The organism is Achromobacter sp. 77 (assembly GCF_020541125.1).
Lineage (GTDB): Bacteria > Pseudomonadota > Gammaproteobacteria > Burkholderiales > Burkholderiaceae_B > Achromobacter > Achromobacter mucicolens.
This window is the reverse complement of record NZ_CP059848.1, coordinates 3,088,861-3,104,645: the sequence shown is the minus strand read 5'-3', so window position 1 is coordinate 3,104,645 and position 15,785 is coordinate 3,088,861. Positions and strand designations below refer to the sequence as shown.

Annotated in this window: 13 protein-coding genes; 9 read left to right on the top strand and 4 right to left on the bottom strand. The window is 66.4% G+C overall.

Annotated features, from left to right (window positions below; translation table 11 throughout):
• Positions 1–30: 30 nt before the first annotated feature.
• From H4P35_RS14365 to H4P35_RS14345, 5 genes are all read left to right on the top strand, one after another.
• Positions 31–1,968: a type IV pili methyl-accepting chemotaxis transducer N-terminal domain-containing protein gene (locus H4P35_RS14365; RefSeq protein WP_226846038.1), complete on the top strand. Its 1,938-nt coding sequence runs from the start codon at positions 31–33 to the stop codon at positions 1,966–1,968.
• Between the two features lie 14 nt (positions 1,969–1,982).
• The gene (locus H4P35_RS14360; RefSeq protein WP_056318368.1) at positions 1,983–2,645 is read left to right on the top strand and encodes a response regulator transcription factor; all 663 of its coding nucleotides are present in this window, start codon (positions 1,983–1,985) and stop codon (positions 2,643–2,645) included.
• A gap of 83 nt (positions 2,646–2,728) precedes the next feature.
• Positions 2,729–3,745 (top strand): peptidase U32 family protein, encoded by a 1,017-nt coding sequence (locus H4P35_RS14355; RefSeq protein ID WP_226846037.1) that lies wholly within the window; start codon positions 2,729–2,731, stop codon positions 3,743–3,745.
• A complete protein-coding gene (locus H4P35_RS14350; protein WP_226849472.1) occupies positions 3,742–4,635 on the top strand; it encodes a U32 family peptidase in 894 nt (297 codons plus the stop codon). Before H4P35_RS14355 ends, H4P35_RS14350 begins: the two co-directional genes overlap by 4 nt.
• Positions 4,632–5,096 carry an SCP2 domain-containing protein gene (locus H4P35_RS14345; protein ID WP_226846036.1) on the top strand — a complete coding sequence of 155 codons (465 nt, stop codon included), beginning with the start codon at positions 4,632–4,634 and terminating at the stop codon, positions 5,094–5,096. The genes H4P35_RS14350 and H4P35_RS14345 overlap by 4 nt, the downstream gene beginning before the upstream one ends.
• Before the next feature lie 12 nt (positions 5,097–5,108).
• Here the strand turns inward: H4P35_RS14345 and H4P35_RS14340 are convergent, their stop codons facing one another.
• The gene (locus H4P35_RS14340) at positions 5,109–7,280 is read right to left on the bottom strand and encodes an ABC transporter permease subunit (protein WP_226846035.1); all 2,172 of its coding nucleotides are present in this window, start codon (positions 7,278–7,280) and stop codon (positions 5,109–5,111) included.
• 146 nt (positions 7,281–7,426) lie between these two features.
• The gene (locus H4P35_RS14335; protein ID WP_226846034.1) at positions 7,427–8,449 is read right to left on the bottom strand and encodes an amino acid ABC transporter substrate-binding protein; all 1,023 of its coding nucleotides are present in this window, start codon (positions 8,447–8,449) and stop codon (positions 7,427–7,429) included.
• A 168-nt stretch (positions 8,450–8,617) separates the two neighbouring features.
• Between H4P35_RS14335 and H4P35_RS14330 the strand changes: the two genes are divergently transcribed.
• The gene (locus H4P35_RS14330) at positions 8,618–9,757 is read left to right on the top strand and encodes an aminotransferase class V-fold PLP-dependent enzyme (protein WP_226846033.1); all 1,140 of its coding nucleotides are present in this window, start codon (positions 8,618–8,620) and stop codon (positions 9,755–9,757) included.
• Between the two features lie 36 nt (positions 9,758–9,793).
• The gene (locus tag H4P35_RS14325) at positions 9,794–11,089 is read left to right on the top strand and encodes an O-acetylhomoserine aminocarboxypropyltransferase/cysteine synthase family protein (RefSeq protein ID WP_128828269.1); all 1,296 of its coding nucleotides are present in this window, start codon (positions 9,794–9,796) and stop codon (positions 11,087–11,089) included.
• A gap of 29 nt (positions 11,090–11,118) precedes the next feature.
• Here H4P35_RS14325 and H4P35_RS14320 read toward each other — a convergent pair whose 3' ends face one another.
• On the bottom strand, positions 11,119–11,580 hold the full coding sequence (locus tag H4P35_RS14320) for a surface-adhesin E family protein (RefSeq protein ID WP_226846032.1): 462 nt from the start codon (positions 11,578–11,580) through the stop codon (positions 11,119–11,121).
• Between the two features lie 148 nt (positions 11,581–11,728).
• Between H4P35_RS14320 and H4P35_RS14315 the strand changes: the two genes are divergently transcribed.
• Complete coding sequence (locus tag H4P35_RS14315; protein WP_180098644.1) at positions 11,729–13,147, top strand: hypothetical protein; 1,419 nt, start codon at positions 11,729–11,731, stop codon at positions 13,145–13,147.
• A gap of 27 nt (positions 13,148–13,174) precedes the next feature.
• Here H4P35_RS14315 and H4P35_RS14310 read toward each other — a convergent pair whose 3' ends face one another.
• The gene (locus H4P35_RS14310; RefSeq protein ID WP_142055024.1) at positions 13,175–13,864 is read right to left on the bottom strand and encodes a GntR family transcriptional regulator; all 690 of its coding nucleotides are present in this window, start codon (positions 13,862–13,864) and stop codon (positions 13,175–13,177) included.
• 140 nt (positions 13,865–14,004) lie between these two features.
• Between H4P35_RS14310 and araD the strand changes: the two genes are divergently transcribed.
• Positions 14,005–15,738: an L-arabinonate dehydratase gene (araD, locus tag H4P35_RS14305; protein ID WP_056318391.1), complete on the top strand. Its 1,734-nt coding sequence runs from the start codon at positions 14,005–14,007 to the stop codon at positions 15,736–15,738.
• Positions 15,739–15,785: the final 47 nt, after the last annotated feature.

The following is a 15,785-nucleotide window of genomic DNA, read 5'->3' as shown; positions in this document are numbered from 1 at the left end:
GCCCGATCCGCGCTTTTCGCCCCGACACCCATGAAGTCCTCGAATACCGCCACTCCCTCCGACGTGCTGCCGTCGCCTCGGCACCGCCTGTCCACGCGCATCGTGGCAAGCTCGCTGCTGGCGCTGGTCGTGGTGCTGTCCATGGTGAGCTGGACGCTGTGGCTGTCCTGGCAACTGGAAGGCGCGGGCGCTGCCATCAACGATACCGGCAGCCTGCGGATGCGAGCCAATCGCGTCGCCGTCGAACTGATGCGGCCGCAGGCCGGGCGCGAAGTGCGCACTACCGAACAAGTTGCCATTCTGGACGACACCATCGCGCGCCTGGCACGGGGCAACCCCGCGCGGCCGCTCTTCATTCCCAACGACAACGCCATCCGCGCGCAATGGCACGACGTGGCCGCGTACTGGCGCGACATCATGAAGCCGGCGGCGCTGCGCGCCATTGGCCAGCCGGACGCATCAAGCTATCTGGAAACGTTGCCCGAGTTCGTGGCGCGCGCCGATACGCTGGTCCGGATGATCGAACAGGACAACGCCGGCAAGACCACGTCGCTGCGGCTGTCGCAGGGCGTGTTGGCGGCAATCGCCAGCGCGGGCACGCTTGCCATGATCTACCTGCTGTATCTGTGGATCATTTCACCGGTGCTGCGTCTGCGCGACGGCCTGCAGCGCATGGCCGATCGCGAATTCAGCACGCGACTGCCGGTCGAAAGCCAGGACGAGTTCGGCGTGCTGGCCCGCGGCTACAACCGCATGGCGGACGAGCTGCAGGACCTGTACACCAGCCTGGAGCAGCGGGTCGAGCAGAAGACGGCGCAGCTGGCCGCTCAGAACCGCGACATCGGGGCGCTGTATGACATGGCGGCATTCCTGAACCAGCCCAATGAAATCGAGGCCATGTGCGATGGTTTCCTGCGCCGCGTGATGCTGCAGTTCGATGCCGAAGCAGGCAGCATCCGGGCGCTGGATCCCAACAACGAAAAGCTGAACCTCGTGGTGTCCGTGGGCCTGTCCGAAGAATTGGTCGAGTCCGAACACTGCATGAAGGTCGACGACTGCTATTGCGGTGTCGCCACGCGCAAGGCGGGCGTGATCGTCATCCAGGACTTCCGCCAGTCGCCACCCGAACTGGATCTGAACTGCCAGCGCGAGGGCTTTGCCAGCGTGGCGGTGTTTCGCATCGTGACGCGTGACGAAGTGCTGGGTTCGTATTCGCTGCATTTCCGTACCCACCGCCGGCTGGCCGCGTCCGAGTCGCAGTTGCTGGAAACGCTGGGCCAGCATCTGGGTGTTGCGCTGGACAACCGGCGCCTGAGCGCGCAGGCGCGCCAATTGGCCGTCGTGCAGGAGCGCGGGCTGGTGGCGCAGGGCCTGCACGACAGCCTTGCCCAAGGGCTGAATTTCCTGAACCTGCAATTGCAGATGCTCGATGCCGCCATCAAGCGCGGCGATGAGGAAGAAGTCAGCGAGATACTGCCGCTCTTGCGCACCGGCGTGGACGAAAGCTACCAGGACGTGCGCGAACTGTTGACCAACTTCCGCAGCAAGTTGTCGCAGGGCGACCTGCAAGCCGCCATCGAGGACACGGTTTCGCGTTTTCGCCGCCAGACCGGCATCGACACCGACCTGACGTTTACCCAGGGCGAGGGTGCGCCGTTGCAGCCGGAGCAGCAGTTGCAGGTGCTGTTCATCCTGCAGGAAGCGCTGTCCAATGTGCGCAAGCACTCGGAAGCCAGCCGCGTGCGGATCGCCGTTGAGAATGGCCGGGATTTCACCTTGCTGATTTCGGACGATGGCCAGGGCTACGATCCGGCCGATGTCGCCGAACGGGGCGAATCCCATGTCGGCCTGCACATCATGCGCGAGCGAGCCGCCCGCATGCGCGCCGTGATAAAACTCGAATCGCAGCCCGGCGCCGGCACGCGCGTGGCGCTCACCTTGCCTGGCGCCGAACGCCAGGCAGCCTGACATCCTTGCCCATCATGACCATCCGCATCCTGCTCATCGACGACCACACCCTGTTCCGCTCCGGTGTCCGCCTGCTGTTGCAGCGCCAGCCCGACTTCGAGGTCGTGGCCGAGGCGGGCGACGGCGTCGAAGGAATAAAGCGCGCCAAGGAGCTCAAGCCCGACGTCGTGCTGCTTGACCTGAACCTGCCCGGCCTGTCGGGGCTGGAAACGCTGCAGCTGCTGACGCAGGACCTGCCCAATTGCGCGGTCATCATCCTGACCGTCTCGGAAGAGGCCGACGAGCTGGGCCAGGCGCTTCGCGACGGCGCTCGCGGCTATCTCGTCAAGAACATCGACGCGGACGCGCTGGTGTCCGCCATCCGGCGCGCCGCCAACGGCGAAGCCGTCATTGCCGATAGCATGACGGCCAAGCTGGTCGAACAGTTCCGCGGCCAGGCCAGCCAGACGCCGCCGCCGCCCGGCTCGGCCGAGCGCCATCGTCTTACCGCGCGTGAAACCCAGATCGTGCAATGGCTGGCGCGCGGGGCCAGCAACAAGGTCATCGCGCGCGAACTGGACGTGAGCGAAAGCACCGTGAAGATCCATGTGCAGAATGTGCTGAAGAAGCTCAATCTGACGAGCCGCGTGCAGGTCGCTGTCTATGCCGTGGAGCGCGGCCTGTACACCGAGGAATAGGCCGCACAAAAAGGCGCCGCGCGCGCCACGCCGTTTGATTTTCGACAAGGCCCGGGGGGCGGGCGGCCCATAGACTGGCCGTCATGCAAACTCGAACCTCTCCCATAGAGCTCGTGGCCCCGGCAGGCAGTCTGGCCGCCTTGAAAGCGGCGATTGAAGCGGGCGCCGACACCGTCTATCTCGGGCTCAAGAACGCCACGAACGCCCGCAATTTCGCCGGGCTCAATTTCACCGAAGCCGACATCCGCGCCGGCGTCGAACTGGCGCATCGCCACCAGCGGCATGTGCTCTTTGCCGTCAACACCTTCGTGCAGGCGGGCCGCATGGCCGAATGGCAGGCCGCCGTCGACGCCGCCCACGACCTGGGCGCCGACGCCGTCATCATGGCCGACCCGGGACTGCTGGCCTACGCAAGCGACCGCTATCCCGACCTGCGGCTGCATTTGTCGGTGCAGGGCTCGGCCACCCACGCGGACGCCATTGAACTCATGAAAGAGCAGTTCGGCATCCGCCGCGTGGTCCTGCCGCGCGTCCTGACGCTGACGGAGATTGCCCGCATCTGCGCCAACGTCAGCGTCGAGGTCGAGGTCTTTGGCTTCGGCAGCCTGTGCGTTATGGCCGAGGGCCGCTGCCTCTTGTCGTCGTACGCCACCGGCGATTCCCCCAACAACAAGGGCGTCTGTTCACCCGCACACGCGGTGCGCTGGGTCGAAGAAGACGGCCGCATGGATGCGCGCCTGTCGGGCATCCTCATCGACCGATACGAACCGGGCGAGCCCGCCGCGTATCCCACGTTGTGTAAGGGGCGCTTCGAAGTGGACGGGCAAGCCGATCACGCCCTCGAAGAACCCACCAGCCTGAACGCCATCGGCCTGTTGCCCAAGCTGGCGGAAATGGGCGTGTCGGCCATCAAGATCGAAGGGCGCCAACGCAGCCCGGCCTATGTCACGCAGGTGGTGTCCACGCTGCGCGCCGCGCTGGACAGCGTGCATGCGGACGCATCGCGCTTTTCTCCGCGCCCCGAATGGAACGCCATGCTGGCGCGCCATGCCGAGGGTTCACAAGTCACACAAGGCGCTTTCGAACGTCCATGGAAATGACCCCCATCCCATTCCAGATTTCTGTCGGCCCCTTGCTGTACTACTGGCCGCGCCAACGCACCATGGATTTCTACGCCGCCCTGGCCGAAAGTCCTGCGGACATCATCTACGTGGGCGAGACCGTCTGTAGCCGGCGTCACGAACTGCGCGCCGACGATTGGCTTGAACTGGCGCGCGACCTGCGCGCGGTGGGCAAGACGGTCGTGCTGTCGGGCCGCACCTTGATCGAGACTGGCGCCGAAGCCAGCGCCCTGAAGAAACTTTGCGACCAGCAGGATTTCATGGTCGAGGCGGGCGAGTTGGGCGCGGTGCGCCACCTGAGCGGCCGCGGCTTTGTTGCCGGTCCGCACATCAATGCGTACCATGGCGGCACGCTCAGCTGGCTTGCCAATCGCGGCGCGGTGCGTTTTGTCGCGCCGCTGGAAATGGACGGAATCACGCTGGAACGTCTGCTGCAAGAGCGTCCTTCCGGCATGCAGGCCGAGGTCATGGTGTGGGGCAGGATGGCGCTGGCGTTTTCCGCCCGCTGCTTCACGGCCCGCCACTTCCGCCTGAAAAAGGACGATTGCGGCTTTCGCTGCATCGAGCATCCCGATGGCCTGGACATGCGCACGCGCGAATCGCGCGAGTTCCTGGGCATCAACGGCATCCAGGTTCAATCGGCCGCCTGCCTGGACCTGTTGGCCGAAGCGCCGGAACTGGCGGGAATGGGCGTCGATGTGCTGCGCGTCAGCCCGCAATCGGCGGGCACGCTTGAGGCCATCGCCGCGCTGGATGCGATGCGGCAAGGCACCAAGCCCGAGCCGGTGTCGCCGCCCGCGGGCATCGGCCGCTGCAACGGTTACTACTATGGCAAGGCCGGCATTGGCCTCGAGGAGGCCGTCGCATGAGCGCCGCCCTGAATTTGCCGCCTATGTTCGCCAAGCTGGGCCGCCGCGTGCCAGGCCCGTTTGTGTCGCTGCATTTCGTGGCGGGGCTTGAGCTGGCGCGCCGGCTCAAGTGGCTGGAGCCGCCAGCGGAACTGAACGGCCGCAGCTTTGCCATCACCGTCGAAGACCTGGGTCTGCGCAGCAGCTTTGTCGTGCGCGATGGCGCGTTCCGGCCCCTGTGGAACCGCGGGTCCAACGGCGCCGCGGAGCTTGAACTGGGCGCGAAGCTGGCGGACTTCCTGGCGCTCATGCGTGAAGAAACCGATGCCGACACCTTGTTCTTCCAGCGCCGCCTGCGTATCGCCGGCGACACCGAACTGGGGTTGATCGTCAAAAACTGGCTGGACGCGGCGCCTCGGCCGGCGTGGCTGCAACGCATGACTGCGGCAAACAGCGGCATGGCGGGTGGGGCAGGCGGCTGATCTCTCCGCTATTCAAGCGCGGCGGCCTTCCATGCGGCGTGCCACGCGCGATAGCGCCAGGCTGGCGGCCAGATACAGCAGCGCCACGGCCAGATAAACCTCGACGTGATACGGGCGCCAGTCGGTGCCCGCCACCACCGCCTTGGCCGCGCCCAACACGTCAAACACACCAATAATGCTGACCAGCGACGTGTCCTTGACCGCGCCCACAAACACACCCAACGCGGCGGGCGAGGCGATGCGGCGGGCCTGTGGCCAGATCACGCACGCATAGGCCAGCGCGGGCCGCATGCCCAAGGCGCGTGCAGCCATCATCTGACCGGGCGGAATCGCCTGCAGCGCACCGCGCAGCACTTCGGCCAGCACACAAGCGGTATGCAGCGTCAGCGCCGCCAGCGCCGTGCTGAACTTCGACACGCCACCACCCAGCAGCATGGGCAACACAAAGGACGCGAACAGCAGCTGGGTCACCAGCGGCACACCGCGTACCGCTTCGATCAGACCGGCGGCGGCCAGTGAACCGGCCGGGCTGCCTGAGCGGCGAAGCAGGGCGAGCGCGAAGGCGAGCGGCACGGCCGTAACCAGCGCCGCGATCGCCAGAATCAACGTGACGAGCAGTCCGCCCCAGCGTTGCGGGCCGATGAGGTCGCCGCCCCATGGCCAGCCCGTCAGGGCTGCAACGGTAATGCCTGACAGCGCCGTCAATAGGGCAATGCGTAGGCGCGCCGGTACGTGACGTGCGCCCAGGAAGACGGTAATGGCAGCCAAAAGCGCCAGGCACGCGATCAGCGCCGGCCCCCGGTGCGCGTCGGACATGGTGCCATAGAGCAACAGCGGCAGGTTTTCGCCCACGGCGGCCCAGCAGGCGCCCGCCGCATTCGCGCAGGTCGCCGGATTGCCCGACCACACAGCGCGCAGCACTGCCCAGTCGAGCAGCGACCAGGCCACGGTGGCCAGCAGCAATGTCAGAACGGCCGACATCGCGTTGCGTCGAAGCGTCCTGGCCTTGCCCCCAGCGCCATCCCAGCACGCCCGGTCACCCAGGCGCGCCCCGTGCGTGTCGCCCGGGCCGTGTCGGGTATTGCGCGCATTCCAGGCGGAGAGCCCGCCGCCCAGGCAGACCGCCAACGTCAGGTAAATGGCCATGGCAAGCGCAATGCCTTCCAGCGCCAGCCCCGTCTGCGTGATGGCCGTGTTGATGACGGCCATCAGTTCCTGGTACCCGATTGCGATGGCGAGCGTGCTGTTCTTGACAAGCGCCAGGCATTGGTTGGCATAGGGCGGCAGCGCGACGCGCGTGGCGTACGGCGCGATCACCAGCCGCAGCACCTTGTAGGGCGTGAGGCCCATGGCCTGACCGGCTTCGACCAGGCCAACGGGAACCGCGCGCACCGCCCCGCGCACGATGTCGGCGATGTAGGCGGCGTGAAAGACCACGAGGCCGATGGTCAGGGCGGCGAACTCGATGCTGGGTTGCCAGCCGCCCTGCAAGCCGAGCCCACGCTTGACGGGCAGGTCGATCTGCATGGGCGGCAATAGTGCCCACGCGATTGCGGCGGCGGTCAGTATTGCGGTCAACGCGGCGGTGAACGCAGCATGGGTCCACCGGCGGCGGGCTTGCCATCCCAGCGCCAGCGCGGCCAATGCCACGCCCGCATAAGGCAGCCAGCCATGCAGCGCGGGCAAGGCCAACCCGCGATTGGATAGCAGCACGGAAGGCAGCGGCGACCATGCCTGCCGCAAGTCAGGCAGGCGCAGCAGCAACCCGTACCAGACGAAGAGCTGCAACAGCACGGGTGTATTTCGCAAGGGGGCAATGACAAGGGCGGCGACGCGCGCCGCCAGCGGGTTGGACGACAACCCCATGAATCCCAGGCCCGCGCCCAGGACGGTCGCCAGGGGTGTTGCCACGAAGGCGACGGTCAGCGTATTGGCCAGTCCCGCCGCAAGGGACATCCAGTAAGGATCTTCGGGCGTGACATTGAGCAGGCTTTCCGAGATGCGGAAGCCCGCTGGCTGAAGCAGGAAGCCGAACCCGCCCTGGATACCGCGTGCGGCCTGCACCGATTCGATGTGCAGCACCAGAATGGCGGCCATTGCGCCCAGTCCCAAACCCCACGCCAATGCAGGCAACCAGCGGCGCCAGGGCGCAGTCAACGGATAGGGGAGCGTGGTGGCGGTCATGGCAGGTCATGCGGCAAAGGAAAGAACAAGAAGGGCGGACCCGGCGGCCCGCCCGCGAATCATCATGAAGTGCGCATCAAGCGATGTGCATCACGCGATATGCATCACGCAATGTGCATCGCGCGACACGCATCAAGCGACACGCGTCACTGGAACGGCGGCGAATACAGCAGGCCGCCCTTGTTCCACTGCGCATTCAGGCCACGCTCAAGCTTGAGCGGCGTGGCGGCGCCCAGGTTGCGGTCCCACACCTGGCCATAATTGCCCACGGCTTTGATGGCGTTTCGTGCCCAGGTTTCGTCCAAGCCAAAGCTCTTGCCAATGCCGGGATCCACGCCCAGCAGCCGCCGCACCTGCGCGTCGCTGCTTTGTGCCTGGCTGTCGGCGTTCTGGGCGGTGATGCCCAACTCCTCGGCGGCGACCAGCGCGTTGACCGTCCAGCGCACGATGGCGGCCCAGTTCGGGTCGTCCTGGCGTACGAAGGGGCCGAGCGGTGATTTGTTGATGCGCTCGGGCAGGATGACGAAGTCGTCCGGCTGGCTGGCGCGCGCCGCACGGCTGGCGGCCAGCGTGGACGCATCCGACAGGTAGACGTCGCAGCGTCCGGCATAGAAGGCCTGTTCAAGTTCGACCAGATTTTCGATAACGACGGGCCGATAGGTGAGTTTGTTCTTCTTGAAGTAGTCGACCAGGTTTTGTTCGTTCACCGTGCCGGGCTGCACGCAAACCTGCGCGCCTTCCAGTTCGGTGGCGCTCTTGACGCCCAATTTACGCGGCACCAAAAAGCCCTGTCCGTCGTAGAACACGATGCCGGCGGACACGATGCCCAGCCCGGCGTCGCGGCCCGAGGTGATCGTGGTGTTGCGGTTCAGCACGTCGATCTCGCCGGACTGCAGGGCGGGAAAGCGCTGCTGCGAACTCAGCGGCACGAAGCGGGTCTTTTCCGGATCGCCCAGCACGGCAGCCGCCAGCGCGCGGCACAGGTCCGCGTCAAGGCCGGTCCAGCGGCCTTGCTTGTCCGCGATCGACAAGCCTGCCGAGCCCTGGCTGACGCCGCAGACCAATTCACCGCGCTTCTTGATGGTGTCCACCGTGCCGGCTTGCGATGTGCCCGCAAGCGTCATCGCGGCGGCCACGCCCGCGGCCTTGAATAGATGAATCAAACGCATGCTGTTCCCAAGGTTGTTGTGTGCAAGAGAGGCACGAATTCTATGGGCGGGGCGCGGCTTGCCGAGCGACTTAATACGCATATCAATATGAAAACTAAGCCTTATCCAGATGCGCGTCATATACCTAGAATGCCCGCATGCCGGGTGGTCCGGCGACGAAGGTTGCGCATGGCTTGGCAGGACGAATTCAGACAGTGGTTTCCCATCACGCGCGACAAGGCATACGCCAACATTGCATACACCAGCCCGTTGTCGCCGCGGGTGTCGGACGCGGTGGCTGGCTTCTTTGACAGCATCACGCATGCGCGCAGCGACAAGCCGCAATGGCTGCGCGATGCCGACGCGTTGCGGGTGCGGCTGGCGCGGCTGATCGGCGGCGACGCGCGTCGTCTGGCGTTCACCAAAAACACCACCGAGGGGTTGAACACGGTCGCGCAAGGACTGGCCTGGCAGGAAGGCGACAACCTCGTCGTCGACGACCAGGAGCATCCGTCGAACGCCTTGCCATGGCTGAATCTGCGGCGGCGCGGCGTGCAGGTGCGTGTGGCGCAGGCGCGCGCGCATCGTTTTACGGTGGATGACCTGTGGCAGCACGTCGACGCCCGCACGCGTTTGATCGCGGTGTCCTGGGTGCAGTACGGCACCGGACTGCGGACCGACATCCGGGAGCTGGGACGCCGCTGCGCCGAGCGCGGCATCTGGCTGGTGGTCGACGGCATCCAGGGTGCGGGCCTGCTGCGCGCCCAGGTGGACGACTGGCACGTCGATGCGTTTGCGTGCGGCGCGCACAAGGGCATGTTGGGACCGCTGGGGGTGGGGCTGCTGCACGTGTCGCCGCGGCTGCTGGCGGCGCTGGATCCGCGCTACGTCGGCCCGTCCGGCGTGACCACGCTGGACAAGTCCGGCCTGCAATGGCAGGTGGCGGTGTCTGACGCGACGGATGCCCGCCGGCTGGAAACGGGCAACCTGAACTATCCCGGCCTTGCGGGCTGGGCAGGCGCGCTGGACCTTATCGAACAGGCGCGGCCCGAACGCATCGAACCCTGGGTGCTGGCGCTGTCGCAGGCCCTGAGCGATGGACTGCGGAGTCTGGGCGCGCAGGTGGTGTCGCCGCCGGGCGACGAGGTGCGCAGCACCACCACGGCGCTGCGCGTCGCCAACCCCGCCGCGGCGCTTGCGCACCTGGCGCAGGCAGGTGTCGTGGCGAGCATCGTGGAGTATGGTTACGTGCGCCTGTCTGTCGGCGCTTACAACAACCATGAAGACATCGAACGCATTCTGCGCGCCGCACGCGCGTTTGCCGCCTGATCTGAATTTTCAATCACGCATTTACCGGAGAGACTGATGACTGAAGCGAAGAAGCCCAACTGGCGCCTGGAAACCGTGGCTGTCCACGGCGGCTACCGGCCCGATCCGACCACGCGCGCGGTGGCCGTGCCCATCTACCAGACGGTGGCCTACGCGTTCGACGACACGCAGCACGGCGCGGACCTCTTCGACCTGAAGGTCGCGGGCAACATCTACACCCGCATCATGAATCCGACCACTGACGTGCTGGAGCAGCGCGTGGCGGCCCTGGAAGGCGGCATCGCCGCGCTGGCGCTGGCCTCGGGCCAGGCCGCCGTCACCTACGCGATCCTGACCATTGCCGAAGCCGGCGACAACATCGTGTCGTCCAGCACGCTGTATGGCGGCACCTACAACCTGTTTGCGCACACGCTGCCGCAGTACGGCATCACCACGCGCTTTGCCGATCCGTCCGACCTGGCCGCCTTCGAGGCGCAGATCGACGACCGCACCAAGGCCATCTTCGCGGAATCGGTTGGCAACCCCTTGGGCAACATCACCGACATCGCCGCGCTGGCCGAGCTGGCGCATCGCCACGGCCTGCCGCTGATTGTCGACAACACCGTGCCGTCGCCGTACCTGCTGCGTCCCATCGAGCATGGCGCCGACATCGTTGTGCAGTCGTTGACCAAGTATCTGGGCGGACACGGCACCAGCCTGGGCGGCGCCATCATCGACTCGGGCAAGTTTCCGTGGGCCGAGCACAAGGCGCGCTTCAAGCGTCTGAACGAGCCGGATGTGAGCTACCACGGCGTGGTGTACACGGAGGCCTTCGGACCGGCCGCGTACATCGGCCGCGCCCGGGTGGTGCCGCTGCGCAACACCGGCGCCGCGATCTCGCCGTTCAACTCGTTCCAGATCCTGCAGGGGATCGAGACCCTGGCCCTGCGCGTGGACCGCATCGTGGAGAACGCGGTCAAGGTCGCCAGCTACCTGCGCGAGCATTCAAAGGTGGAATGGGTGAACTACGCGGGTCTGCCGGACCATCCCGACCATGCGCTCGCCAAGAAGTACCTGGGCGGCAAGGTGCCGGGGCTATTCACGTTTGGCGTGAAGGGCGGCCGCGAGGCCGGCGCGCGCTTCCAGGATGCGTTGCAGCTGTTCACGCGCCTAGTCAACATTGGCGATTCCAAGTCGCTGGCGACGCATCCGGCGTCCACCACGCACCGCCAGCTCAATGCCGAGGAACTGAAAAAGGCCGGCGTGCGCGAGGAAACCGTGCGCCTGTCCATCGGGATCGAGCACATCGACGACCTGATCGCCGACCTGGACCAGGCGCTGGCGCAGGTCTGACCCCGGGCGGCGTCGACGGGAAAAGCGCGCTATTTTCGCGCGCTTTTTCCGTTGGCCGCGCAGACCAGGTCGCGCAGCCGGCGCTGCACCGGGTCGCGCGTGACGGGGGCGTTGCGGATACCCGCCACCGGAATCGATTCGACGATCGCCCCGGTGGCGTCGTTGCCTGCGTGGTGCAAGACCTGGGTGACCGTATACGTGTTGGCGCTGCAGTTCATTGTCACCGGCTGGGTGACCGAGCCGTAGGGCTGCCCGTTGGCCTCGGAAATCCGGGGCTGGGCGTAGAACCAGGCCACGGTCACTGCCCTGACAGCCGGATTCTCCGACATGGCGCGGATCGAATGGCTGTCGTAGAACACGCCCGGCATCGCCTGCGGGTCGACCGGCACCCAGGCCGGATCGTTGGCGGCGGCGCCGTGCGCGATCGGGCTGCCGCTAGCCGCGACAAACAGGGCCAGGGCGAATAGGGCAGAGGGAGGCCTTGCGGTCATGGGCGGTTCCGTGGTGTCGGGGCAGGGGCGCGCGTCCGGCAAGACGTGAGCATGCGTTACGCCAGTATAGAGAACCGGGCGCAACGCGCTATAGTTTCGTCCGTTCGATAAATGGCTGGCGGCGCGGGGGGCTGGCATTATGCCCAGCATGCCTGGACCCAAGACCATCAGACTCGTGGCCGCCGGCCTTGCGGTCATCTCCGCCGCCGTGCTGGCCCGGGGCATCTATCAGATCATCCCAATGGGCGATCCGCTGCCGCGCAGCGAGTTCGTGGGAGAGCTGAACGGGCCCGCGCTGGCTTCATACTCGCGGGTTGCCATCCAGCGTTTCGGCGAGCGCCAATTGCTGACCGGCCAACTTCTGGTCACCGCCAAGGACATCGAGGGCCTGGCGCAGGCGCCCGTGCTGGATACGCAGGTTCCGGCCCTGAAGGAACGTCTGCAGAAGCAGCGGATCCGGCTGGCGCAGGCCGGCGCGATCACCACGCTGGCCCACGGCCAGGGCGATCTGGCCCTGACCATGCTGCAGACCGGCCGCACCACCACCGATGCCCGCAACCTCATTTATGGGGGCCACGGCACGGGTGTGTTCGAGCTGCTGGGCTCCATCAGCGGCGATACCGGCGTGACCCTGATCGGCGCGCCGGGCGGCCAGCCGCTGTACCTCATCACCAGCACGCTGCGCAGTTCGGGCGAAGGCGATCAGCCGCCCGCCTGGGACACGCTGCGTTCGGACGACCTGGGCGCCACCTGGACCTATGATCCCGACGTGACGCTGGGCGTGCCGCAGCAGCACACCGCTTTTCTGACCGACCGGCTGGCGATTGCGCTGGAGCACCATGAGACCGGCGTGCGCCTGCTCTATAGCTGCGACGGCGCCAAGCGTTGGGCGGCGACCCGGCTCAAGGAACAGGTCTGGCCGGATTCGGCCGCGTTCGAACGCAAGTTTGCCGAGACGGCGGAGCGGGACCGCAAGGCTTACGGCGTCGAGCAGCTTGGGTATGGCTGGTCGTTGTACCCGCTGGACGAGACGCGGGCGGTGGGCTGGAGCTGGCGCACGCGGGTGCGTCCCGAAGGCCAGGAGGCGCCCCAATTGATCGAAACGCGGCGCTTCGAGGTGCAATTCCAGGAAGGCGCCTCGCCTGCGTTCCGCATTACCCCGGAGGTGCCCCGGGTTCCGTCGCAGGATGCCCATGCGCTTTTGACGCGTGATCAGCCCGTGTTCGAGACCGCGGGCGACAGCATCTACCAGCTGGACAAGCCGGGGATGGCCTGGGTGAAGCGGTCGCGGTCGCCCGATGTGCGCGGCGCCTCGACCTGGATCGGGCAGGCGTGGTTCGGCCGCAATGCGTGGGTCATCAAGACCTATGCCGAGCATCTGTTCTCGGGCGCCGACTACACCAAGACCTATTTCTACAGCCGCGACAAGGGCCGATCCTGGCGGCCGTTCCAGTTGTCGCATGCGCAGGAGCGCGGGTTGCTGGGCCTGGACCAGACGGGCGACGCGCTGTTGACGCTTGCCGAGCGCGGCGGCAAGACCGTCATCCAGCGCTATCCGCTGGACTGAGTCGAAGCGCGGATCCCGCGCCGGCGGTTAGTCGGCCACCACGTACTCGGGATAGCGCTTGCAGATTTCCGCGACCTGGCTGAGCGTGCCGGACAGGTGCTCGCGCAGCACCTGCTGCGCCCGCGCCGGGTCCTGCGCGGCGATGGCATCCAGCAGGCGCTGATGATCGTCCAGGATGCGTTCGGCCTTGCCGGTTTCGGGCAGATGCAGCCGGCGCAACCGGTCCAGATGGCCGCTGTAGCGCTGCGCCATCTCCCACAGGCTGGCCACACCCGCGGCCTCGTGCATGTCGCGGTGAAATGCCTGGTCCGCGTTGATGAACTGCTGGTATTGCCCGCTGGCATGGGCGGCGCGCTGCAGGTCGATGGAGGACTGCAGGCGCTGGAGCAGCAGCGGGTCGGCCCGCTGGGCAAGCAAGTGGACGATTTCCAGCTCCAGCGACCGGCGCAGGAAATGCGCCTGGCGCGCGGCGGCGATGTCGATCCGGCTGACCACCGTGGTGTGCTGCGGATAGATTTCGACCAGCGCTTCCTCGGCCAGGCGCATGAGCGCGTCGCGGATGGGCGTCTGGCTCAGTCCGTAGCAGTCCGCCAGCGTGACGCGCGACAGCGGCGCGCCGGGCGCGAGCTCCAGCGAGATGATCTGGCGCCGCAGATGGTCGAAAACCTGGGGGGCCGCATGGCGGGAGCGATCCAGTCTGAGCTTTTGGCTTTGCATCAGGTAAGCGTGTCCGGGTCCCGCGTGGGGAAAGGCTGATAACGAATGTCGCAGTGTAGCGGGTATTTACCTAGCTGACGCACTAATGTATTAGTGTTTAAATGCCTTCACTCCGACTCCCCGCATCCCTCGTATCTCCCATGAAACGCACCTACGAAAGCTTGCGCAGCGCCGCCTGGATGGCCAAGGACGACCTGCGTTCATTCGGCCACCGCTCCCGCATGATGCAGATGGGCTACGGCCCGGACGACTGGGCCGGACGCCCGGTCATCGCCATCATCAACACCTGGTCCGACCTGAATCCCTGTCACAGCCATTTCAAGCAGCGCGTCGAAGACGTCAAACGCGGCGTGTTCCAGGCCGGGGGCTTTCCGGTGGAGTTGCCCGCCATTTCGGTGTCCGAATCCTTCGTCAAGCCCACCACCATGCTGTACCGCAACTTCCTGGCGATGGAGACCGAGGAGCTGCTGCGCAGCCACCCCGTGGACGGCGCGGTGCTGATGGGCGGCTGCGACAAGACGACGCCGGGCCTCATCATGGGCGCCATCAGCGCCGGCCTGCCATGCGTCTACGTGCCTGCGGGCCCCATGCTGCGCGGCAATTGGAAGGGCAAGATCCTGGGGTCCGGATCGGATGCCTGGAAGCTCTGGGACGAACGCCGCGCCGGCAAGATCACGCAGGAACAATGGACGGAAGTGGAAGGCGGCATTGCGCGCAGCTACGGCACCTGCATGACGATGGGCACGGCCAGCACCATGACCGCCATCGCCGAAGCCATCGGCATGACGCTGCCTGGCGCCTCGTCGATCCCGGCGGCGGACGTGAACCACATGCGGATGTCGGCCGAATGCGGCCGGCGCGTGGTCGAGATGGTCTGGGATGACCTGACGCCGCAGCGCATCCTGAGCGTGGCCTCGTTCAAGAACGCCATCAATGTCGCCATGGCGATGGGCTGTTCCACCAATGCCATCGTTCACCTGGTCGCCATGTCGCGCCGCGCGGGCTGCGCGGTGGGACTGGACGACTTCGATGCGGCCAGCCGCAAGGTGCCGGTCATCGCCAACATCCGGCCCAGCGGCGACACCTATCTGATGGAAGATTTCTACTACGCGGGCGGGCTGCCCGCGCTGATGACCCGGCTGCAGGATGACCACCTGGACCTGTCGGCCATGACGGTCACGGGCAAGACGCTGGGCGAGAACATCGCGGGCGCCGAGGTCTACAACGACGACGTGATCCGCAAGCTGGACGAGGCGATCTACGACGAGGGCGCGCTGGCCGTGCTGCGCGGGAACATCGCGCCGGACGGCTGCGTCATCAAGCCCAGCGCGTGCGCGCCGCAATACCTGCGCCACACGGGCCCGGCGCTGGTGTTTGACGACTATCCCAGCATGAAGGCCGCCGTCGAGGACGAAAACCTGGACGTGACCGCGGACCACATCATGATCCTGCGCAATGCCGGCCCGCAAGGCGGTCCGGGCATGCCGGAATGGGGCATGCTGCCTATCCCGACCAAGCTGGTCAAGCAGGGCGTGCGCGACATGCTGCGCCTGTCCGATGCGCGCATGAGCGGCACCAGCTACGGCGCCTGCATCCTGCACGTCGCGCCCGAAAGCTACATCGGCGGCCCGTTGGCGCTGGTGAAGACGGGCGACACGATCACCGTGGATGTGCCCGCCCGCAGCATCAACCTGAACATCAGCGACGAGGAACTGGCCGCGCGCCGCGCTGCCTGGACGCCGCCGCCCAAGCGCTACGAGCGCGGCTACGGCTGGATGTACTCCCGGCACATCCTGCAGGCCAACGACGGCTGCGACTTCGATTTTCTGGAAACGGAATTCGGCGCGCCCGTGCCCGAGCCCGCGATCTTCTGATTCCCTCATCTACCCACATCCGCCCCAAACTCCCGGAGCCATCGTGT